Below are 22210 nucleotides of genomic sequence, written 5' to 3' on the forward strand. Positions count from 1 at the left end.
GTCGAACTGCGAGCCAAGGAACAATCTGGTCACGAGAAGCGACCTGCGCCTCTTCGCCCTGATTGTTCCCTTGGTCCTCATCGCAAGATATGCGTTAGTTGAGGATGCGGCCGGGTTCGAAAGGTTCTACGCTGACCTCAGGATCCATGTTCTGGCGGTCCTGATTGTAAACCTCGCCGTGCTCGCCGTCATATTGATGGCAGCATTCACGAAGAGGATCGACTTCGGTTCCCAGGGGTGGGTCATAAAGATCTTTTCCTGGGCAAGCTCTATCTCACTGGCAGCCGCGCTTGCCTGGGCAATCGCGGCGGCAAATCTGACCACGGCATCATAGTCAGGCATCCGACCGCCGCTATCGCGGCACAAGAGTAGGGATCAACGATGACAACGCGCCGACTTCACCTGGACACCTTTACGCTCTGGTTCGAAGCCCCCTTCGTGATCGCGCTTCGACTGCACGAAATGCAGATGGCGGCAATGACCGGCAAGAGCCAAGATTCGACCGAGATTACCCGCATGGTGTCGGAGAAGATCGCCGCCACCGCCGAGAGCGCGATTGCCGTGAACATGGCGCTCTGGCGCGCCGCCTTCGACAATACGATGCGGCTGATGACCGGCGGCAATGCATCCTTTGGCCTGGGTGGAACGGCGATTGCCTCTGCCGCGCTCAAGCCCTATGGCAAGCGGGTGCGCGGCAATGCAAGGCGGCTGTCGCGCAAGTCGTCGTGAACGGATACGGCCGCGACAGCGCGCCCCTGACGAAATGATGCTCGCAGATCTTTCCATGTCGGGATCTGACAACTATCAGGCTGCATTCCGGTGCAGTCTGAAGCCGTTTACCCGTGCTTCGCCTCACCAGTCGAAGCGGGCTTCAGGAAAGACAGAACAGAATGCGCATCGAAGGCACTTCCGAGATCGAGACCAACATGACCGAAGCCGCGCATAAGGATCCCCTCGTTCTCTTCATGCCCTCGGGCAAGCGTGGCCGCTTCCCGGTCGGCACGCCGGTGCTCGATGCCGCCCGCTCGCTCGGGGTCTATGTCGAAAGCGTGTGCGGTGGCCGCGCCACCTGCGGGCGCTGTCAGATCGAGGTGCAGGAAGGCAATTTCGCCAAGCACAAGATCGTCTCTTCCAACGATCATATTTCGCCTCTCGGCCCGAAGGAGCAGCGCTACGCCTCGGTGCGCGAACTGCCTGACGGGCGCCGCCTCTCCTGCTCCGCCCAGATCCTCGGCGATCTCGTCATCGACGTGCCGCAGGATACCGTCATCAACGCGCAGGTGGTGCGCAAGGCGGCGAGCGACCGCGTGATCGAGCGCAACGCCGCCGTCCAGCTCTGCTACGTCGAGGTCGACGAACCCGACATGCACAAGCCGCTCGGCGATCTCGACCGCCTCAAGGTGATGCTGGAGAAGGACTGGGGCTGGAAGGACCTGCTGATCGCGCCGCACCTGATCCCGCAGGTGCAGGGCATCCTGCGTAAGGGCAACTGGGCGGTCACCGCCGCCATCCACCGCGACATGGATTCCTCGCGGCCCTTCATCGTCGGCCTGTGGCCGGGACTGAAGAACGAGGCCTATGGCATCGCCTGCGACATCGGCTCGACGACCATCGCCATGCATCTCGTTTCGCTGCTGTCGGGCCGTATCGTCGGCTCGTCGGGGACCTCGAACCCGCAGATCCGCTTCGGCGAGGATCTGATGAGCCGCGTTTCCTACGTGATGATGAACCCGGATGGCCGCGAGGCCATGACCAAGGCGGTGCGCGAGGCGGTCAACAGCCTGATCGGCAAGGTCTGCGCCGAGGGCGAGGTCGACCGCCACGACATTCTCGACATGGTGTTCGTCGGCAACCCGATCATGCACCACCTGTTCCTCGGCATCGACCCGACCGAACTCGGCCAGGCGCCGTTTGCGCTCGCCGTCTCTGGCGCGCTGCAATATTGGGCCCACGAGATCGACATCGACGTCAATCGCGGCGCGCGCCTCTACATGCTGCCCTGCATTGCCGGCCATGTGGGTGCCGATGCTGCCGGCGCCACGCTGTCGGAAGGCCCGTACCGTCAGGACAAGATGATGCTGCTCGTCGATGTCGGCACCAATGCCGAGATCGTGCTCGGCAACAAGGACCGCGTCGTTGCCGCCTCCTCTCCAACAGGCCCCGCCTTCGAGGGCGCCGAAATCTCCTCCGGCCAGCGTGCGGCACCCGGCGCGATCGAGCGCGTGCGCATCGATCCCGAGACGCTTGAGCCGCGCTTCCGCGTTATCGGCGTCGAGAAATGGTCTGACGAGGACGGTTTTGCCGAGGCGGCGGCTGCAGTCGGCGTCACCGGCATCTGCGGATCGGCGATCATCGAGATCGTCGCCGAGATGTATCTCTCCGGCATCATCTCGCAGGACGGCGTCGTTGATGGCGCCATGGCAGCAAAAAGCCCGCGCATCATCCCGAACGGCCGCACCTTCTCCTACCTGCTGCATGAAGGCCAACAGCGCATCACCGTGACGCAGAACGACATCCGCGCCATCCAGCTCGCGAAGGCTGCCCTTTATGCCGGGATCAAGCTGCTCATGGAAAAGCTCGATATCGATCATGTCGACACCATCCGCTTTGCCGGCGCCTTCGGCTCCTTCATCGATCCGAAATACGCCATGGTGCTGGGCCTGATCCCGGACTGCGACCTCGAGGAAGTGAAGGCCGTCGGCAACGCCGCCGGCACCGGCGCGCTGATGGCGCTCCTGAACCGCGGCCACCGCCGCGAGATCGAGCAAACCGTCAGCAAAATCGAGAAGATAGAGACGGCTCTTGAATCAAAATTTCAGGAGCATTTCATCAACGCCATGGCGATGCCGAACAAGGTCGACGCCTTCCCGAAACTGTCTCAGGTCGTCACCTGGCCGGAGCCGAAGGTGGCGGCGGACGATGGCGAAGGTGGCGGCAGAAGGCGCCGACGCAGCCGGGAGTAGGACGCCCCGCGCCGCAGCTCCGTAACGACACTGCCAGAAACCGACGCCCCTTTTAGCCTCCCGACCTCTCCCCGCCTGCGAGGAGAGGTCGCGGCAGCGGGATACTGGCTGCTTCCACAAAGGCCATGGAACCACGGCGCCTCACGCAGCCTGCGCCGCAAACGCTCCCAGCAACCCTGCCCAGCCACCTTCGGAATCGAGCGACGCGCGCGCCTCGTTCGCCTTGGCGCCATAGTTCGCCAGGTCGCGATGTTCGAGCCGCACCACCGTGCCGCCGTCGGTCGCGGGTTCGAAGATCACTTCCACCTCGGTCCGGAAATTCGGATCGAAGACCCATTCGGCATTGAGTTGCCAGGCGAAGACAATGCGCTTCGGCGGCTCGCAGGCCAGCACCCGCCCCCATTCCTTCTCTTCGCCGGAATTGCCGATCTCGTACCAGCGACCTCCTGAAAACGGCTCGACCACGACGGTCGTCTGTCCGCTTGCCGTCAGGCTGTGGCTCTTCAGCCACCACTCGCCCATATGTGAAACGAAGATCTCGAAGGCGCGCTGCGGCGGCACGCCGACGGTCACGGATTTGCGCACCGGCGCAGGTTCGATGTGGTGCATGTCACGGTCTCCCGTTTGTCTCACCGGCTGCGTCTCGCGCCATGCCGACGCTCAGATGGCTCCATCGAGGTCGGCCAGCGCCTTGAACGCCGCGAGCTGATCGCCCCAGAAGCGATCGAGCCATTGGCGCAGCGGACCCAAGCCGTCCCGGTCGATCGAATAGATGCGGCGCGCGCCTGACGGTGTGTCGCGAACGAGGCCTGCCTGCTTCAGCACCTTCAGGTGCTGAGATATCGCCGGCTGGGACACTGGCAAGGACCGGGCGATCTCTGCAACCGAGCAGCCGCCGGTCGCGAGTTTTTCGATGATCGCCCGCCGGGTGGGATCGGCGAGCGCGACAAGCACCCTGCCTTCATAAGCCATGGCTTATTATAAGCTTCTACCTATGGAAAACAACCAAGGGACTGCTATCGGCACCGCGGAAGTTTCGGCGAACTGCGCCATCCGACAAATGACATGATTTCAATAATATAGAACTTAGAAATGACTCAAGATATCAACAATCACATGCCAGCCTAGCCACCCAGCGCGATCGTCACGGCGACAAGCACGCCGCCGATCGCCGTCATCGCAAACGCCATTGGCCAGGGGCTGCGGCCCATGTACTGCCCCAGCCGGGCACCGATGACAAAGAGCATGACGAGCGCGATGGCGTTCGACACCCGCATGGCCACGTCGATCTGATCGATGAACAGGAAGGGAATGCTCGGCGGCAGCGTCGAGATGGCGACAAGCGCAAAGATGGCGAACGCTGCCTTGAGGTCACCACCCGTGACGACCCTCTGGCGGGCTGCGGCCGGCAAGGCACGGACCCGAAGCAACAGCGCATCCATCTCGGCTTGCGACGCGACCGAGCGAACGTCATCGGGCAGGTTGTCGTAAAACACGTCGCGTGCCCGCGGCAAAGGTTCGCGCTGCAGCGTCTCGATGAAGCCCTGACGCTTCACCCGCTCCACCGCCGTCGTCAGCACATGCATGACGCCATCGACGATGCCCCAGGCGAGATTGCAGCCGAAGGCGGCGATCAGCACGGCATTGACCTTCTCGCCGCCGCCCACAGCCGCACTCATGGTGCCGGTGAAGGACAGCACCATCAGCAGCCCGAAGATGATCTCCGAGAGCCGATCGATCGGATCGAGAATAAGTCGCGGCTGGTCATCGCGGGCCATCAAACATCCCCCTTGCGCGTCGATCAACGCATGACGACGTGACGGAAGCCCCCCTCTGGCTCAGGCCACGGCTGACGCAAGCCGCACCTCGCCCGCCTGCATCCTCAGTTCGGCGAAAGCGTCGCGAACGTGATCGGCCACCGCGAGCACCGGCGCTGAGGCGCTATCGATCACCTGCAAACCGATATCGTAGTGGCCGAGGTCCGGCAGACCGTCGCGCTCGCCAAGCTGCACCATCTCGCCGTGGACGAGATAACGCGGCAGCGGCGCGATCGCGAGGCCGGCGAGCACGGCGGCACGCTGGCCAGTCGTGTAGGCGCTCAGGAACGCGATGCGAAACTTGCGGCCTGCACGCGACAGCTTTTCCACCGCATCGGCGCGCCACACACAGCCATCTTCCCACATCGACACTGGCAGCGGGTCCTTCAGGTGGGCATTTCCACACTTGACGCCGGCCCAGACCAGCTTCTCCTGCATCAGGATCTCGGCATTCTTCGGCGCGACATCGGTCAGGCTGTTGAAGATGGCAATGTCGAGGCGATGCTCGTCGACACGCTTGCGCATGGCGGTGCTCATGCCGATCGAGACGTCGACGGTTACGTTCGGATAGGATTCGGCAAAGCGCTTCAGCACCTCGGGCAGGATGCGCTCGCCGACATCCTCAGGCGCCCCGACGCGCACAACGCCGTTCATATCCGGCAACAGGAAGCGCGACACGGTTTCATTGTTGAGTGCCAGCAGGCGGCGGGCGAAGCCCAGGAGCATCTCGCCTTTCGGCGTCAAAGACACCGAGCGCGCGTCGCGCAGGAACAGCGTACAGCCAAGCAGCTCCTCGAGCTTCTTGATCTGCATCGAGACCGCCGACGGCGTGCGGTAGACCGTTTCGGCCGCAGTGGTGAAGTTGCCCGTTTCGGCGATGGCGACGAAAGTCTTCAGCACATCCATTTCAAGGAGCGGAAGCGCGTGGCGCATCATCATGTTCATGGCGGCATCCTCATTCAATAAAACTGAAAGAAAGGTTCACATCATTTCGTTTGATTGAACATCAGCAAAGACCGATAGTCAAGTTGCAAGGACGCCAAAGGAAGGAGAAGCCCATGTCCGCAGCACTTATTATCGCCGCCTCGAAGAGTTCCCGCAGTAACAGCGCCACGTCGCAGGCAGTGGTACAAAAACAGTACAGCAGGAGCAAAGACATGGTCCTCAACGCCCTTACCCAGGTCATAGCCGTCCTCGACGGTGTTGTCAGGCATCGACAGCAAAGGCAGATCGCTCGATATCGGGTGGAAGCCCAGCGCGAACTGGCCAAACTGCCGAGGCGAGTTCGCGACGACGTGATGTTTACGGACTCGCTCATAGATCACCAAGTTTGATGAAAAGCATCAAACATATTCGCTGGAATGATAAGTCAGGTTGCGGCACAAGTACCGTCATGGTCGCGACCTGCTGAGACACTCAGAAGGAGCCATGAAATGTCCAATTCTCAGTTTTCATCGGCCTCGGAACGGGCATCCTCCCACTCGTCCCTTCCGGGTCTCTTCAATCTGCAGGTTCGTGCCTGGGCAGCGTGGAAGCGTCATCGCCAGGAACGCGCACTGGAAAACCTGTCCTATGACACGCTGAAGGACATCGGCTTCCCGTCGATGGACGATGCTGTGCATAAGTCCGAACAATGACGTGACGGCTTGCCCTCTGGGCGATCAAAGCAGTCGAATACAATGAAGGGTGTCGCTCTGATGGCGGCGCCCTTTTTCGTTGCACGGATGGTTCTCCGCCATGCGAGGCTGGAGGCTGCCGCGTCGATTTGTTTTCCCACGTAAAAGGCACACGGCGCGGTGCCGGCACGCCGGCGGCCGCCATTCGGCGATGCCCCTGAAGCGTCTCCGAAGGCTGCCAAGGATGGCGTCGTTGCTTGGTTGCGGGCCTATCGCGCTGCGTGAGGCTCGTTTTTTACGCTGGCGAGGACGATTTGCAGGAAAGCCATCAGCCTCGGACGGCGAGCAGCAACTGACCCGTCTTTTTGAGCTTGCGCCGGGCATCCGCCGGCGGGCGTTGAACAGAGCAGGGAACGCCCGCGCCGCCGGAGGCGTATCACCCTCCGTCAGAGTGCTTGATACGTTTCCCGCGCCTCCTGTCGACAGACAGGTCGACTTGTCTCATACCGACACCCGCCTCATCCGCCGTAAAAGTCGCAATCGGCAAACACAACCGTGACGAGAGCTTTATGATTATTGCGTATCTCTGGCAGTTCTTGTCAGATAGCGTCAATCGCGCTGCGAAATCTGTCGCTTTCCTTACAAAAGCCTGAAAGCCCTGCGCGGCCGCCTTTTCCCGCCCCATGTCGCAATGCGAAATGTCTTTGCGGTCGCTGCTTTCCATGTCAATGTCGCAAACAGACAAGCCGAAGAGTATCTTCCAAGCGACGAATATACGGCATCGCCAAGCATGGGAAGCCTCATGAACAAGCCCTTGACCAAAAAGCGTTCCATCGTCTTCTTCCTGGTTCCGAACTTTTCCATGCTGCCGTTTTCGGCTGCCATCGAAACGCTCCGCATCGCCAATCGCATGCTCGGTTACGAGGCCTATACGTGGCGCCTCACCTCGACCGACGGCGAGAAGGTTCTCTCCTCGAGTGGTATCGCCCTTGAGGTCAACTCGTCTCTCGCCGACGAACGCAAGTTCCTGGGCGGTGAGAACCGTCCGTCGATGGTGCTGGTCTGTTCCGGCATCTACGTCGAGGATTTCAACAACAAGTCGGTCAATGCTTGGCTGCGCGAAGTCTACAACCGCGGCGTCGCCGTCGGCAGCCTCTGTACGGGCGCCCATGTGCTGGCGTCTGCTGGCCTTTTGACGGGCAAGCGCTGCGCCATCCACTGGGAAAACCTGCCGGGATTCTCAGAGAATTTTCCGCAGGTCGATGTCTATGCCGACCTCTACGAGATCGACAGCAACATCTACACCTGCGCCGGCGGCACCGCCTCGCTCGACATGATGCTGAACCTGATCGACCAGGATTTCGGCGAGAACCTCGTCAACCGCGTCTGCGAACAGGCGCTGACCGACCGCGTGCGCGGACCCCACGATCGCCAGCGGCTGCCGCTGCGCGCCCGTCTCGGCGTCCAGAACGCCAAGGTGCTGTCGATCATCGAACTGATGGAAGGCAACCTTGCCGAACCGCTGTCGCTTTTGGAGATCGCCGAAGGCGCCGACCTGTCGCGCCGGCAGATCGAACGGCTGTTCCGCCAGGAAATGGGCCGGTCCCCTGCCCGCTACTATCTGGAGATCCGCCTCGACCGCGCCCGCCACCTGCTTATCCAGTCGTCGATGCCGGTCGTCGAGGTCGCCGTCGCTTGCGGTTTCGTCTCCGCGTCGCACTTCTCCAAGTGTTATCGCGAACTCTACAACCGCTCACCGCAGCAGGAGCGCGCCGACCGCAAGCTGACGCTGCAAATGGCGCGGTAGGAACAAGCGACGGAGAAAAAACAAAGGGCGGGATTAACCGCCCTTTTTGCTGTCAAAAGCTACGGTCAACGGCCGCGACAGACACCTTTCCGCGCCGTGGTTCGGGCCGGAGGATGACGGGAAGAAAGCCCAAGCTTCAGCCTTGGCAACCATCTCCACGCTGAGTTCCGTCGCCTGTTCCGTGTTTGCACCTTGCAGAATAGTTCGCCGCGGTTAGCTTGCCCGCGCGCGATTTAGCCTTGATGTTACAACCCTGGGGAATCATCAGCGCAGCAGCGTCCCGTTGGTCCCAGACACGCCACGACCAGGAGCAAGCCGCCCTATGGCACCCGTGATCATCGACCCTGAAAAAGTCCGCGAATTCGAGGACAAGGAGCGGTTCTACGCCTGGCTTGGCGCCAACCACGCGAGCGAAACCGAGGTCTGGATCAAGATCCACAAGGTCAGCTCCGGGCTGAAATCGATCACGCCGAAGGAAGCGATCGACGTGATCCTGTGCTGGGGCTGGATTGACGGCGTGCGCAGGGGCCTCGACGACAAAAGCTTCCTGCAGCGCTACACCCCACGCGGCAGGAAGAGCATCTGGAGCCAGATCAACGTCGACAACGTCGCCCGGCTGATTGCCGAGGGACGCATGACCCCGCACGGCCTGAAAGAGGTTGAGGCGGCCAAGGCCGATGGCCGCTGGGACCGCGCCTATGGCAGCGGCAAGGACATGAAGATCCCCGACGACCTGCAGGCGGCGATCGATGCGGAGCCGGAGGCGAAGGAAATGCTTGCAAAGCTCAGCGCCCAGAACCGATTCGCGCTCGCCTTCCGCACCCACAACATGAAGACCGAGGCCGGCCGCCGCAAGAAGATCGAAACCTTCGTCGAGATGCTGAAGCGCGGCGAGACGATCTATCCGCAGGCGCGGAAATAGCATCGGCCAGCCCCCCCGCTGCCGCAAGCCGCCGGCACTGGCGCGCGACGGCCCTGCTCAGACCCGGGCGTGGAAGGCGCGCTCCAACCCGGCGATATCCAGCTTGATCATGCCGAGCATCGCCTCGGTCGCCCGTTTGGCGCGGTCGCGATCGGAATGAGCGACCATATCGCCGAGCACCCTCGGTACGATCTGCCAGCACAGCCCCCAGCGATCCCGGATCCAGCCGCATTGCTCGACCTCTCCGCCGTTTTCGAGCAAAGCGCTCCAGAGACGATCGATCTCCTCCTGGGTGTCGCACTGGATCATGATCGAGAACGAATGGTTAAACGGGTCGAGCGGCCCGGCCTCGAGCGCCAGGAATTCCTGCTTGCCCAGTGTGAACTCGATCACCTTGACGCTGCCGGCCGGACCCGCCGGCGACTCCGCCGGCATCACGGTCGTGCGGGTGATCGCCGAGCCGGGAACGAGCGAGATATAGAACTCGACGGCCTTGAGCGCGTCCTTCTCGAACCAGAGATTTGAGACAACATTGGTCATCTGCGGGCTCCTCCTTGTCAGTCTGGATCCTATCCAGATAACCGAAGGACGTTTCGCAGCAGCCACAGCCGACAATGCATCGGGATTTATCGCCGCCGCATCGGCAGGCAACGCTTCGCGGTGCGAAACGGTCCTACCCCGCTGGACCAGCCGAGAATGGCAGGTCTCGGCCCGTTACGACGCCAGCGCGTCGAGCAGGGCCAGTTCGGAGATCACCCGGTTTCGGCCCGCGTGCTTGGCCATGTAGAGAAACTGGTCGGCGGCATGCAGATAGTTCTCGAAGGATTCGGGCGCCTCGATGGTCGCCAGACCGATCGATACGGTGATCGACAGTTCCTCGTCATCAGCAACGATGCGTGATTTTGCCAGTTCGATGCGCAGCTTCTCGCAGAAGGCGAAGGCGCGCTGGACGTCGAAGCCGTTGAACAGGATACCGAATTCCTCGCCGCCGAGGCGGGCGAGCAGATGTTCGTCGCCGACCAGCGTCGTCAGCCGCTTGGCCACATGCTTGAGGACGACATCGCCGATCTCGTGACCGTAAGTGTCGTTCAGCCGCTTGAAATGATCGATGTCGAGGATGGCGATCGCAGTCGTCTCGCCGCGCCGCAGGCACTGCTCGACCAGGCGCGGGCCGGTCAGGAAGAAATGGCGGCGGTTGTAGATATCGGTCAGGTAGTCGCTTGCCGCCTGGCGTTGCAGGGTCTGTAGCCGCTTCTGGATGCCGGCGGCGTAGGCGATCCGGCCGTTGAATTCAGCCTCAAGGAACGGTTTCTGGATGAAGTCCGTACCGCCAGCCTCAAGGAACTTTGCGCCGATACGCCGGTCGCCACTGTCGGAAAGCGCGATCACCGGCAGCGCCTCGTCGCCCTGGCGCTGACGCACTTCGGCAAGCAGCGCCGCGCCGGTCATGTCGCAAAGATCGAGGTCTGTGACGACCACATCGATCGCCTCGCCCGAGTCGAGCACCTGCAGCGCGTCGGCTGCCGAAGCGACCTCACAGACCGAAATCCGTTGCCGGCGCAGAATGCCGGCCAGCTCTTCACGCGAAACCGCGTCGGAATCGGCAAGCAGCACCGTTGTCTTGCCATTGGTCAGGGCACGGTCGACAGCGCCAATCAAGAGATTGATCGATTCCGGCTGGTTCTTGATGACGCAGTCGAGAGCACCGCGTCCGAGGATCTGGTCGCGCGTGCTGTCGTTGAACGCCGCAGTGAAGACCACCGCCGGCACATTGTTTTCGAGGATGAAATCGAGCGCCTCGCAATTGGGCGCATCGGGAAGGTTGAGGTCGAGCACAGCGAGCGAGAAGCTGTCCGGCGCTGCGGCCATTTCCTGGCGTAGCGCCTCCAGCGAGGCGCAGTGCGTCACGCGGATTCCATGCACCGTCTCGAGGCCATATTTCAGCGCAGTGGCGAACATGCGGGAATCTTCGATCAGCAGCATGCGCTTGTCGCTGTGCTTCTGCACAGAATTCATCCGACCTGGCGTGCGGCGCAATCTCACGTCCCTGCAAATCCCGATTTCGAGCCGCAGGCGTGCTTGCCCCAAAAGGGCGACGCTGGCTCCCAATATACTGTTATACCCGATACGGATCGCGCCCAACGTTTCGTCTTGGCACGACCAGGCGGTACCGGGTCCCCACTTTTTTATTGCGGCCGATTGAAGACGGTCCTGATTGCAATTTCGTTAATGGAGCAACCGTAAGGAGTCTTTTCTCGCAACCCGGGCAATTTTAGGGGTCGCAAGCGCAAGAAATCTGCAAAGGCGCCGGCTTGTCTTGCCGACGGAAGAACACCACCGCCGTCAACAGAAGGCGATGGTCAAGCGAGAAACGAAGAAAGGCGGGCCGTCCGGCGGCATCCGCCCTGCGGCTTACGCCGGGACTTTTACCTTTTCGCTCAAGGTCTTGATCTTCGTCAGCGTATCGAGGTTCTGGTTGACGCGGCAGTAGAACTCCTCGTTGACGAACGGGCGCACGACAAAGTCGTTGCCGCCGGCTTTCAGGAAACGCGCCGACAGGAGCCGGTTGGTCGAGGACGAAACACCGATGATGCGCAGCTGGTGCGGGCCGTAGGCGCTGCGAATGCGCCGTGTCAGTTCGAAGCCATCGATATCGGGCATATTGTAGTCGGTGATGACAAGGCCGATGTCGGGATTGTTTTTCAGGATCTCGAGCGCCACCGCGCCGTTTTCCGCCGAGCTGGTGCGGAAGTTGTAGCGCTTCAGCTGCGTCGTCAGCAGCGCGCGTGCCGTCGGACTGTCGTCGACGATCAGCACATGGTGCTTGTGGTTGGTGAGAAACCGGCAGACCGATTCCGCCAGCATGTCGACGGCAAAGACGCTGTCCTTGATGACGTAGTCGACGATTTCCATCGCCAGGATCTTCTCGCGCGTCGACTCCTGGAAGGAGCCGGTGAAGATGACCGTCGGCACGCTCATCTCGATGAGGTAGTTGAGCGCCTCGCCATTCTCGGCACCGGGCAGGTTGATGTTGGAAATGGCGAGCGAGGCCGGGAATGTCGCATTTTCGACAGCAAACTGCAGGTCGTCATAATCGCGGCAGACGATCACGTCGATGTCGAACAGCTCTTTCAGCCGCTTCGAGACCATCGACGAAAACAGGTTGGAGTCCTCGGCAAGCACGATGCGGTGCTCAGCAAGGGATTCGCCGGAATAGTACATTCCGGAAACGCCGAAAAATGACATTGATCGCCTTTAAGTAAAGAGTGTCCCCGAAACCATGCTAGAGGAGAAAGACTTTCCCGGCTGTTAATAAGACAGCCGTGAAATGACGACTGCCGGGAGGGAACGAAGCCCGCGTGAGACGACATCGGCTCTGAAGGTCTGCGGATCGGCAAGGCCGCTTACGGCAAGCCGCCGATGACGGCCGAAAGCGCATCCCGCGACAAGGGCTTCTTCAGGAATGCGGCAGCGCCTGCGTTCAGACAGCGTTCGCGCGCACTCTCGTCTTGCGAACCGGTTATGATCACCGCCGCGAGCGGTGCCCGCCGCGCGCGCAACTCGACCAGCACCTCCAGGCCGTTCATCTCAGGCATATGGAGATCGACCAGCGCGCAGAACGGCGTGTCGCTATCAAGCGCCTTCAGGAATGCCTCTCCCGACGCGAAGGCGATAGCCCTGTAGGACAGGGAGACGACAAGGCGACAAAGTGCGCGACGAACCAGGTCGTCGTCGTCCACGATCGCAATGGCGGACCTTTCCTCACTCATCCAGCATTCTTACAGCATCACCCCGCGTTGTCGTAGTTGGACCTGGGTCCAATGCCCCGAGCGCTGCGTCTGCAAGTGCGACGAGCCGGACGAGATCGGCGACGGTCCGCACGCCCATCTTCGTCATCATCCGGCCCCGGTGGACCTTGATCGTCTTTTCCACCGTACCGAGATCGGCGGCGATCTGCTTGTTGAGCCTGCCGGCGACGACGAGATCGAGAACCTGGGCTTCCCGCGGCGTCAGGCTTTCAAGGCGCCGGCGAACCGACGTGCGCCTATACTCCTGTTCCTGCTCCGCCCGTGTGCGCGACAGCGCGACCTCCACGGCAGCAAGCAAGGCCTGCGCATCGACCGGCTTCGTCAGGAAGTCCACTGCGCCGGCCTTCATCGCCTTCACGCTTGCGGGGATATCGCCTCGCCCGGTGAGAAAGATGATGGAGCGGCGGCCTCCCCCCGAGGTCAGAGCTTGTTGTGCGGCGAGCCCGTCGATGCCGGGCAGGCCAAGATCAAGGATGAAGCAGTCCGCAGCATCGAGGTCGCTCGAGGCCAGCATTGCTTCGGCACTCAGAAACGCTTGGACGCCATAGCCCGACGCGCCCAGCAGCCTTTTCAGCGCCCGCAGCACAAGTTCGTCGTCATCCAGCAGAAAAATGCTTCCGGCGCTCTGGCCCATTGTCCACCTCTAAGCCGCAGGCAAGGCGATCACGGCGCGCGCGCCGCGCTCAACGCTGTCGTCGAAGAACAGTTTCCCACCTTGCGCCTCGATGATCGACCGGCAGATCGCAAGCCCAAGACCGAGCCCGGTCTTCTTGGTGCTGACGAACGGCTTGAACACCTCGTTGCGCATCTCCGGCGGAACGCCCGGTCCCCTGTCGGAGACAGCCAGTTCACGGGTGCCATCTTCGCGCCGGCGCACGCTGATTTCAACCTTTCGCTGCTTGGACGGCATCGTCTCCATGGCGTCGGCTGCGTTCAGGAGCAGGTTGAGGATCACCTGCTGCAGCTGCACCAGATTTGCCTTCACACGTTCTTCGCCAGGGCTTTCGATCACGGTCACCTCGGTGCGTCGGGCCATGAGCTCGGCGCTCGCCAGCGTCACCGTCGTGCGCACGGCCTCGTTGAGGTCGAGAACCTCCAGCGAAGCATCGCCCTTCAGCATCATGCTGCGCAATTGCGCGATGACCGAAGCGGCACGCTTGTCGTCGGCAATGATGTCATCAAAGATTTCCTTGACCTCGGTGCGATCGAAGGCGTCTGCCATGGCGAGCCGCTGGCCGGCCTCGGCATTGGCGAGAATGGAGGTGAGCGGCTGTGCCAGCTCATGGGCGAGAGCGCCGGAGAGTTCGCCGAGCTGCGATCGGCGCGACAGATGCGCGAGTTCGAGCCGCTCGGTGGACAGGGCCTCCTCCAGCCTGCGTCGGCGCCTGTCCTGAACGAGCAATGCACCGATGGTCATGGTCTGCGCGGCGATCACCGTTAGCGCGATCAGGATCTGCAGCCGGTAACGCTCCCAGGCGGTTGGCTCGTAGTTGAGGATCTGCGTTCCCTCAGGGATCATGGCGCGATCGATGCCCCAGCGCTGGATTTCTCGCCAATCCACCAGGTTCGCCTCGCGCGCAAAGGTGGTTTGGGCCGATGCGGCGTCTCCGTCCAGCACCTGGAGTGCCAGGTCCGCCATCTGTCTTCCGATCATATCGAAGGTTCCGACATGGCCTGCCAGAACGTTTGAGCCGAAATAGGAACTGTAGACCGTGTAGACAGGCACGCCAGACACTTTGGCAATCGCAGCAACAGCTTCACGCGGGACGAACTTTTCTCCCTCCGAATCCTCGAAGATGGACAGTATCAGCATCACCGCATCGGCCGGCAGCGCGGCTGCGGTCTGCTTGAAGCCGTCGAGCGACAGGCCGGACACATACGAGACGTCGAAACCCGCATGGTGATCGCCAAGCGCTGCCCGGGCTGTGGCCTCCCAGTTCCGATCGAAGCCGGAGGAACCGGATACGATAACCGCCTTCTTCGCCTGCGGTTGAAGCTGCCTTGCCAGTTGCAGCGTCTTGCCGACATCGAACCGACTGAGGACGCCCTTCACATTGGCCGGCAACGGCTCGATCACCGACGTATCCCTGACGGCACCAAAGACGATGGGCACACCGTTTGCCAACCGGTCGCGCCGATCCATGAGGAAGCGCAGCGCCCCCGGCCCAACCGCGATGACGACATCGAGAGGCACGTCGCGATATTTCGCCTCCAGATCTTCGGAAAGGTGCTTGAGGCGATCGGCCGAAGGAAAGCGAACAATGTCCAGATATTCGCTGTAGATCTCGATATGCCCGGGTTCGCCCGATGCGAGTTGCGCACGCAGTCCGGCCGCAACCTCCACCGCCGCGAACAAGGTGCTGTCATTCTCGTAGACGATCAAGATGCGTTGGGTCGACACCGCTGCCGCCGACGTCGACGCAAAGACGAGAAACACAAGCGTCGCGACCACCAGTCGGCATCGAAATCGAAGTCCCATGCTGTTCAGGCACCTTCTTCAATGCAGAGGAACGGTTTCAGCGTCGGGCGAATTCTCAATGAATGCGGTCATATCTGCAGGCGCGAGAGGCAAACTCTTCGTTGCTGCCTTGTCCATAGAGGACACTATGGAGTTGTATGTCAAATATCTCAATTAGAATAGAGACTTCCTACCACAATTGGGCTTGGTCGTCAGCATCGGCGACACACGCAGCGCTGCCGCACTGGCCTCCTCAAGGCGACCGACCGGCATTTGCCTAGTTGGCCCTTGGTCCAACTATTCTTCCTCAACAAATGCACGAGAATGTCCGGCGATATCAGGTGGCATCACAATGCCGTCCTCGCGCGGCTTTCCGCGTCTGGGGTCCGGCACACATTTTCCGCAACTCGCATGATCAGGCGAGCAGAACGGCCGCAAGTGCCGAGCGCCTCACCGACGTCATTCCAAGAGGAGAAGCCCAGTGAACGATGATATTGCATCCACACCGCAGGAAGACATCGAGAGCAGTCCCGAGCTTCAGAAAAACGGCCTCAGCCGACGCAGCGTGCTTTTGGGCGGCACTGCCCTTGCGGCAGCCGCCACCGCAATGGTTTCGACCACCGGCGTCAAACCGGCACACGCCCAGGCGAGCACCTCGGGGTCCGCAGCCAAGCCCAACATTCTCGTGATCTGGGGCGACGACATCGGCACCTGGAACATCAGCCACAACAACCGCGGCATGATGGGCTATGAAACGCCGAATATCGACCGCATCGCCAAGGAAGGCCTGGCCTTCACCGATTATTACGCGCAGCAGAGCTGCACGGCGGGGCGCGCGGCCTTCATCGGCGGCAACGTACCCGTGCGCACCGGCATGACCAAGGTCGGCCTGCCCGGCGCGCCGCAGGGCTGGCAGAAGACGGACGTCACCATGGCCACGGTTCTCAAGAGCCAGGGCTACGCCACCGGTCAGTTCGGCAAGAACCACCAGGGCGACCGCGACGAGCACCTGCCGACCATGCACGGCTTCGACGAATTCCTCGGCAACCTCTACCACCTCAACGCCGAGGAAGAGCCGGAAAACCGCGACTACCCGAAGGACCGGGTGCTTGCCAACGGCAAGACGTTCGGTGAGCAGTTCGGACCACGCGGCGTCCTGCATACCTGGGCCAATGCTGATGGCACCCAGAAGATCGAGAATACCGGCCCGCTGACCAAGAAACGCATGGAAACGATCGACGACGAGAGCCTTGCCGCCGCCAAGGACTTCATCACCCGGCAGAACCAGGCCGGAAAGCCCTTTTTCGTCTGGTGGAACGGCACGCGCATGCACTTCCGCACCCATGTCAAGGCTGAGCATACCGGCATTTCCGGCCCGAGCGGCGACGAGTATCACGACGGCATGGTCGAGCACGACATGCATGTCGGCGAACTCCTGAAGCTGCTCGATGACCTGGGGATCGCCGACGATACGGTGGTGATGTATTCCACCGACAACGGCCCGCACTACAACACCTGGCCGGATGCCGGCACGACGCCGTTCCGCAGCGAGAAGAACTCCAACTGGGAAGGCGCCTATCGCGTGCCGACCTTCGCTCGCTGGCCCGGGCATTTCCCCGCCGGCAAGACGCTAAACGGCATCGTCTCGCATGAAGACTGGCTGCCCACCTTCGCCGCAATCGCCGGCGAACCGGAGATCAAGGAAAAGCTGAAGAACACCGTCGAACTCAACGGACGCCAGTACAAGAACTACATCGACGGCTACAACCAGCTCGATTATCTCTCGGGCAAAGCAGGCGAGTCGCCGCGCCACGAGTTCTGGTACGTCAACGATGATGGCCAGGTCGTGGCCGCACGCTACGACGACTGGAAGGTCGTATTCCTGGAAAACCGCGGCGAGGCCTTCGGTGTCTGGCGCGAACCGTTCATCGAGCTGCGCACACCACTGTTGTTCAACCTGCGCCGCGACCCGTTCGAACGGGCGCAGCACAACGCCAATGTCTACAACGACTGGTTCCTCGACCGCGCCTTCGTGGTCGTGCCGATCCAGGCGCTGGCGTCGAACTTCCTCCTGACGATGAAGGAATTCCCGCCCAGCCAGACCCCCGGCTCGTTCAACCTCTCCAAGATCGAGGAGAGCCTGAAGGCCGGCATGGGCAACTGATCGGCTGACAAGCTGAACAGCAAGCACAACAAGGCCCGGCGTCTGAGACGTCGGGCCTTGTTGCATCGGGTGGCCGCCGATGGGATCGCGTGGATCGCCGATCGCAGCGCTCAGGCCAACATTCGGGCAGCAGGACAATTCCATGACCCGAGCGCCCGTTTCGGTATATGATGCCGGCATGAGCGAAACCCAGGCCCTTTTCGATGTGCTTCGCCAGTCGGCGATACCCAGCTTCGTCGATGCCCTCGAGTGGCACGTGCGCGAGGCGCCCGACCGCAAGCTCGGACGTATCAATGCGCTCGCCTTTGCCGCCGAGCACCGGCTCGACGAGGAAAAGACCATCGCCGGTTTCCTGCATGCCTCCCGTCTCGGCCTGTTCGAACTGTCCTGGAATGTGCTGTGTCCGGGCTGCGGTGGCGTGCTCGACGCCAACACGTCGCTGAAAACCGTGCAGAGCGAGGCCTATACCTGTGCGCTCTGCGCCGCCGGCTACGAGCCGACGCTGGACGAGATGATCGAGGTGACGTTCACGGTCAGCCCGCGCGTCCGCCACATCGAGGCTCACAATCCGCACGAGTTGTCCGCCGCCGAATATTTCCGCCAGATCTACTGGGGCTCCGGCGTCGACCTGCCCGACGATCACTACGATGAAATGGTCGAGGACTTCGTGCTCGAGACGCTGGAACTGCCGCCTGGCGAAAAGGCCGTTATCGCGCTGCAGCTTCCGGCCGAGTTCGTCATCATCTTCGAGCCGGTAACCCACGCCGCGCAGTTCCTCGACGTCTCCGGAGAGCCGACGAAGGAAAGACGCAATTTGTCGCTGGTGTTCGACCGCACGCACCGGCACAGCGAGACCATCAGCCTGCAGCCGGGGCCACTGCGCATCCAGGTGGAAAACCATTCGGAGGTCCGCACCCTGCCGAGCGTGTGCATCGCCGGCGAAGCGCTGCACGCGCTGCTCGGGCGCCGACGCCCCTTCCTGACCGCCAAGCGGCTGCTCTCCAACCAGACGTTCCGCGACATCTACCGCACCGATACGATCGACGTCGACCAGCGCCTGAAAATCACCAGCCTGACGTTTCTCTTCACCGATCTGCGCGGCTCGACAGAGCTTTACGAGCGCGTCGGCGACCTCGCCGCCTTCGACCTGGTCAAGACCCATTTCAGCGTTCTGAACGAGATCGTGGCCGCGGAAGCCGGCGCCGTCGTCAAGACTATCGGCGACGCCGTGATGGCGACCTTCCCGACACCCGACCGAGCCATCGCGGCGGCCGTGCGGATGCGCGACGCCATGCGCCAGCTCAACAACGAGCGCAGCAGCGAAGACCTGTTGCTGAAGATCGGCATCCACGAGGGCCCCTGCATCGCCGTCAGCCTTAACGAGCGGCAGGACTATTTCGGCCAGACGGTCAACATCGCCTCGCGGGTGCAGCACCTGGCCACCGCCCACGAAATCTTCGCCACCAGCGCGGTGCTCAAGCATCCGGCCGCCGCCGGCCTGCTGAGCGACCGCGGCCTCAACCCGATGACCCACAACGTCACGCTGCGCGGCATCACCAACGAGATCAGCATTTTCGCGATCCCGTGACCTTTTCTTGAGGCGCGGGCCTTGCGCCTCAGTCCGCCAGGATGAACAGAAGGTCGAAAAACACGGACGGCGCCTGTGAGAGCAGCGCGCCGCTGCCATAGCCGACGATGCCCCTGTGGCTGCGCCCATCCAACCGTTAGAGCGTTTCATCTTTAAACGGAAGCGATTCTGTTGGCTCAAAACGGCAGTTCCACACGAAGGATGGCGCAGAGCGATGCGGACCCATCGGTCAAGCCATCCGACACAGTGGACGGCCGTTTTCAGCCAACCCGAAGGGCCGGATGAATTTCGGCCATTACCGGCGGCGTCCGTCTCGACCGCAGCTTCTGCTGCGCTCTTCGCCAGCCGACTTGGTTCTGGCCGAAATTCCTTCCGGCAGAATGCTTCCGTTTAAAGATGAAGCGCTCTAGCCTCCCAGCCCGAAAAGATCCCGATGGCGGTCGCCATCCCGACGAGGCAGACGATCCACAGACTGTACATGACCGATCGCAACGCCCTGTCCATTCCACCTCCGCCCATGCCCCAACCTGGTGTGGCGCGTCAGCCGCTCGCCGTCGCCCTCAAGGGGAAGCTCATCCTCAGATTTCACCCCTGCATTGCAGATGGATAGAACGACAAGCCATTACAAGTGGCGTCTGCAAGGCTGGCAGCGCGGATCGGCGGAGGCGTTTGGCCATCGCACCGCCCGGCTGCCGGCGCTGCAAGGCTCAGGCATTCCGTCGTGGCCGGCGAACCACTCTGACCTTGCCGCTGCCGCCACCGCCGCAGAAGAAGCGGTCGCCGCCATCGGCCTCGAGCCCGGACACGCCCATGCCTACCGGCATGTCGAGCCTCTCCAGCACCTCGCCTGTTTGCGGATCGATGCGCCTGACATCACTTTCGTCACCTTCCCAGGTGCCATGCCACAGGTCGCCGTCGACCCAGGTGACGCCGGTGACGACGCGGTTGGATTCGATCGTGCGCAGGATGGCGCCGGTCTCGGGGTCTATCTGATGGATTTTCCGGCCACGATGCTGCCCCACCCAGAGCGTGCCCTCGGCCCAGGCAAGGCCGGAATCTCCGCCCTTTCCCGGCGCCGGGATCGTCGCAACGATTTGGCCGGTCTTCGGATCGATCTTGCGGATGCGATCCTCGGCGATCTGGTAGAGGTACTCGCCGTCGAAGGCCGTGCCCGCATGGGCGGCAACGTCGATGGAGCGCACCGTCTCGCCGCTTTCCGGGTCGAGGGCATTCAACCTGTCGCCGGTGGCAAACCAGACGTGGCGGCCATCGAAGGTGACGCCATGCACTTGGTCTGCATCGGGAAAGGGTCCGTATTCACGGATAATTTCGGCGGCAGTTCGCTTCATCGCTTCATCCTCATGCATCTTGCTGACGATCGGGACGGCTCAGCGGCATCGACGGGAACGACGGTAGTGATCTTAAGCGCGTCGATGTTGCCCCACCACAAGCCATGCACTTTAATCACTCGGCAGGGGACCTGGGAGTAACAACACTGTCGGGAAACCCGGCATTGGCGGCGTCATCCACCGGCGCGCCCGCCCCTGCCCGACCGGCTGCACCTTGCCGTCTGCTGCAAGCGCGTCCAGCGCCCTGAGCACCGTGCGTGGGCTGACGCCAAGCGCGATCGCCAGTGCCGAGCTCGCCCAGGCTTCGCCATCGGCAAGCAGGGCCAGCACGGCGCCGTGCTGCCCCTCGACCGGCGGCGTCATCACCGCGATCCGGGCAGCGCCGACCGGCACCAGGACAAAGCCACTGTCCGTCGCGTAAACCTCGGCCAGGCCGTTCAGCGCCCCCCGTAGCCGCCCGAGCTCGACCCGCAACCGCGCGCGGTGCGTCTCGTCGGCATGTCGCGCCCCGAAGGCGCGCGCGAGAAGCTGGCCTCTCGACACATCATCCGGCCAGGCCTCGCCGAGCGTCCTCGCCAGAGCAAACAGCACCGGCCGGGTCGCCAGCGAAGCCACCCTTTCACCTGCCCTGACGCTGTGGCGGCACGCATCGATGACCAGGGCGCCTGACGCCAGCAATTCCTCGACGTCCGAAAGTAACAACACGCGTTCCTCGCCTCGGGAAACCAGGCGCGCCGCCGGCGTTTCCAGAAAGGCCGATGCCGCATCGACTTCGGCATCGAGCGCGGGAATTTGGGCATCGCGCGCCGCCTGGCGGGCGCCGGCCAGCGCCTCGCGCGCAAGACCCGTGCGCAGGCGGCGCATGGCGATACCGGCCACGATCAGCGCATGTGCGGCACGGTGCGCGGGCAAAAACGACGCTGGATCGACACCGGCAAGTGCCCGCTCGGCCTCGTCGAGGCGGCCGATCAGCACGAGGCGCCGGGCCTGAAGATGGTGCGCATGCGCCGCATTGATCGGATCTCCATGCGCTTCGAGCGTGGCGCGGGCGGCTTCCAGCGCCTTTTCCGGAAAGCCGAGATCGCGCGACACCAGGGCAATCTCGGCTTCGGCGACGACACAGCGCGCCCGCGCGACCGCCTCGCGTGGGCCGAAGGCGCGCGCGGCCCCCTTCAGCAGGCTTTTCGCGCGAGCGTAATCGCCGAGTTGCGCCATAGCGATTCCGCGCAACGCCAGCGCCGGCGGGTCGTCCCGCAGCGCCACGCGCTTCAGCGCGCCGAGCGTATCGCCCTTTGCCAGCGCCCTTGCCGCTGCCGTGATCAGCGAATCCATCGCAATCCCGCCAAACTTGTAACTCCCGCCCTGCGCGCACCCGGCGCTAACTGTCCGTGCAAACCCGTCAACGAATGGATAACCGAAAATGACGACGCGCAGAACCGGATCGATCGATGGACGCAGAGGCACGATCCTGCCTGCCCTGGCGGATCGGCTTTCATTGTTCGCCAGCCCCACCTTTGCCGCCATGGCGCTCGTCACCGGCTTTCTGTCAGACGGCGAGCCCGGCATGCTCTGCACCACTGCGGCTGCCTCGCCGCTCACGGGCATGGCCGCCATGTACGCCCTCATGAGCGCCTTCCATCTTGCGCCCTGGCTGAGGCTGATCGCCGAATGGCGAGGCCCTCTCCGGCAATAACGACGGGTGACCGTTGCGACCCCG

At 62.5% G+C, this 22210-nt stretch carries 22 protein-coding genes; 10 read left to right on the top strand and 12 right to left on the bottom strand.

Annotated elements, in window-relative coordinates; genetic code table 11:
* Positions 1–70 precede the first annotated feature (70 nt).
* From AC07UR_RS10705 to AC07UR_RS10715, 3 genes are all read left to right on the top strand, one after another.
* Positions 71–334, top strand: a complete 264-nt coding sequence (locus AC07UR_RS10705; RefSeq protein ID WP_209791410.1) for a hypothetical protein — start codon at positions 71–73, stop codon at positions 332–334.
* Between the two features lie 47 nt (positions 335–381).
* Entirely contained in the window at positions 382–729 is a 348-nt protein-coding gene (locus tag AC07UR_RS10710) for a hypothetical protein (protein ID WP_209791411.1), read from the top strand.
* A 161-nt stretch (positions 730–890) separates the two neighbouring features.
* The gene (locus AC07UR_RS10715) at positions 891–2963 is read left to right on the top strand and encodes an ASKHA domain-containing protein (protein ID WP_209791412.1); all 2073 of its coding nucleotides are present in this window, start codon (positions 891–893) and stop codon (positions 2961–2963) included.
* Positions 2964–3104: 141 nt separating this feature from the next.
* Here the strand turns inward: AC07UR_RS10715 and AC07UR_RS10720 are convergent, their stop codons facing one another.
* From AC07UR_RS10720 to AC07UR_RS10735, 4 genes are all read right to left on the bottom strand, one after another.
* Complete coding sequence (locus tag AC07UR_RS10720) at positions 3105–3572, bottom strand: SRPBCC family protein (protein WP_209791413.1); 468 nt, start codon at positions 3570–3572, stop codon at positions 3105–3107.
* A 51-nt stretch (positions 3573–3623) separates the two neighbouring features.
* Complete coding sequence (locus tag AC07UR_RS10725) at positions 3624–3935, bottom strand: ArsR/SmtB family transcription factor (protein WP_173420317.1); 312 nt, start codon at positions 3933–3935, stop codon at positions 3624–3626.
* A 152-nt stretch (positions 3936–4087) separates the two neighbouring features.
* Complete coding sequence (locus tag AC07UR_RS10730; protein ID WP_209791414.1) at positions 4088–4741, bottom strand: VIT1/CCC1 transporter family protein; 654 nt, start codon at positions 4739–4741, stop codon at positions 4088–4090.
* A 60-nt stretch (positions 4742–4801) separates the two neighbouring features.
* Complete coding sequence (locus tag AC07UR_RS10735) at positions 4802–5725, bottom strand: LysR substrate-binding domain-containing protein (RefSeq protein WP_173420319.1); 924 nt, start codon at positions 5723–5725, stop codon at positions 4802–4804.
* Positions 5726–5838: 113 nt separating this feature from the next.
* Here AC07UR_RS10735 and AC07UR_RS10740 point away from each other — a divergent pair, with 113 nt between their 5' ends.
* The 4 genes from AC07UR_RS10740 to AC07UR_RS10755 all read left to right on the top strand — a co-directional run bounded on the left by AC07UR_RS10740 (position 5839) and on the right by AC07UR_RS10755 (position 9125).
* Positions 5839–6114 carry a hypothetical protein gene (locus AC07UR_RS10740; RefSeq protein ID WP_173420320.1) on the top strand — a complete coding sequence of 92 codons (276 nt, stop codon included), beginning with the start codon at positions 5839–5841 and terminating at the stop codon, positions 6112–6114.
* A 99-nt stretch (positions 6115–6213) separates the two neighbouring features.
* Complete coding sequence (locus tag AC07UR_RS10745) at positions 6214–6417, top strand: hypothetical protein (protein WP_173420321.1); 204 nt, start codon at positions 6214–6216, stop codon at positions 6415–6417.
* 781 nt (positions 6418–7198) lie between these two features.
* Positions 7199–8203, top strand: a complete 1005-nt coding sequence (locus AC07UR_RS10750) for a GlxA family transcriptional regulator (protein ID WP_173420322.1) — start codon at positions 7199–7201, stop codon at positions 8201–8203.
* Between the two features lie 322 nt (positions 8204–8525).
* Entirely contained in the window at positions 8526–9125 is a 600-nt protein-coding gene (locus AC07UR_RS10755; protein WP_209791415.1) for a YdeI/OmpD-associated family protein, read from the top strand.
* A gap of 57 nt (positions 9126–9182) precedes the next feature.
* Here the strand turns inward: AC07UR_RS10755 and AC07UR_RS10760 are convergent, their stop codons facing one another.
* The 6 genes from AC07UR_RS10760 to AC07UR_RS10785 all read right to left on the bottom strand — a co-directional run bounded on the left by AC07UR_RS10760 (position 9183) and on the right by AC07UR_RS10785 (position 15413).
* Positions 9183–9665, bottom strand: a complete 483-nt coding sequence (locus AC07UR_RS10760; protein WP_209791416.1) for a VOC family protein — start codon at positions 9663–9665, stop codon at positions 9183–9185.
* Between the two features lie 174 nt (positions 9666–9839).
* Positions 9840–11141 carry a GGDEF domain-containing protein gene (locus tag AC07UR_RS10765; protein WP_210264387.1) on the bottom strand — a complete coding sequence of 434 codons (1302 nt, stop codon included), beginning with the start codon at positions 11139–11141 and terminating at the stop codon, positions 9840–9842.
* A 396-nt stretch (positions 11142–11537) separates the two neighbouring features.
* On the bottom strand, positions 11538–12371 hold the full coding sequence (locus AC07UR_RS10770) for a response regulator (RefSeq protein ID WP_173420325.1): 834 nt from the start codon (positions 12369–12371) through the stop codon (positions 11538–11540).
* A gap of 158 nt (positions 12372–12529) precedes the next feature.
* Positions 12530–12895: a response regulator transcription factor gene (locus tag AC07UR_RS10775; protein WP_173420326.1), complete on the bottom strand. Its 366-nt coding sequence runs from the start codon at positions 12893–12895 to the stop codon at positions 12530–12532.
* Complete coding sequence (locus AC07UR_RS10780) at positions 12888–13568, bottom strand: response regulator transcription factor (RefSeq protein WP_234941948.1); 681 nt, start codon at positions 13566–13568, stop codon at positions 12888–12890. The genes AC07UR_RS10775 and AC07UR_RS10780 overlap by 8 nt, the downstream gene beginning before the upstream one ends.
* 9 nt (positions 13569–13577) lie before the next feature.
* Positions 13578–15413: a sensor histidine kinase gene (locus tag AC07UR_RS10785; RefSeq protein ID WP_209791417.1), complete on the bottom strand. Its 1836-nt coding sequence runs from the start codon at positions 15411–15413 to the stop codon at positions 13578–13580.
* A 586-nt stretch (positions 15414–15999) separates the two neighbouring features.
* On the opposite strand from AC07UR_RS10785, the gene AC07UR_RS10790 reads away from it, so the two are divergent.
* Both AC07UR_RS10790 and AC07UR_RS10795 read left to right on the top strand, forming a co-directional pair.
* Positions 16000–17556 (top strand): arylsulfatase, encoded by a 1557-nt coding sequence (locus AC07UR_RS10790; protein ID WP_209791486.1) that lies wholly within the window; start codon positions 16000–16002, stop codon positions 17554–17556.
* A gap of 178 nt (positions 17557–17734) precedes the next feature.
* Positions 17735–19144 carry an adenylate/guanylate cyclase domain-containing protein gene (locus AC07UR_RS10795; RefSeq protein WP_209791418.1) on the top strand — a complete coding sequence of 470 codons (1410 nt, stop codon included), beginning with the start codon at positions 17735–17737 and terminating at the stop codon, positions 19142–19144.
* Between the two features lie 707 nt (positions 19145–19851).
* Here AC07UR_RS10795 and AC07UR_RS10800 read toward each other — a convergent pair.
* Together AC07UR_RS10800 and AC07UR_RS10805 are read right to left on the bottom strand one after the other, a co-directional pair.
* Complete coding sequence (locus AC07UR_RS10800; protein WP_209791419.1) at positions 19852–20493, bottom strand: Vgb family protein; 642 nt, start codon at positions 20491–20493, stop codon at positions 19852–19854.
* Between the two features lie 111 nt (positions 20494–20604).
* Positions 20605–21825 carry a helix-turn-helix domain-containing protein gene (locus AC07UR_RS10805; RefSeq protein ID WP_209791420.1) on the bottom strand — a complete coding sequence of 407 codons (1221 nt, stop codon included), beginning with the start codon at positions 21823–21825 and terminating at the stop codon, positions 20605–20607.
* Between the two features lie 88 nt (positions 21826–21913).
* On the opposite strand from AC07UR_RS10805, the gene AC07UR_RS10810 reads away from it, so the two are divergent.
* Complete coding sequence (locus AC07UR_RS10810; protein ID WP_209791421.1) at positions 21914–22186, top strand: hypothetical protein; 273 nt, start codon at positions 21914–21916, stop codon at positions 22184–22186.
* The last annotated feature ends 24 nt before the right edge of the window (positions 22187–22210 follow it).

The sequence above is a fragment of the Ensifer sp. GW821-FHT05G01 genome, from assembly GCF_059419585.1.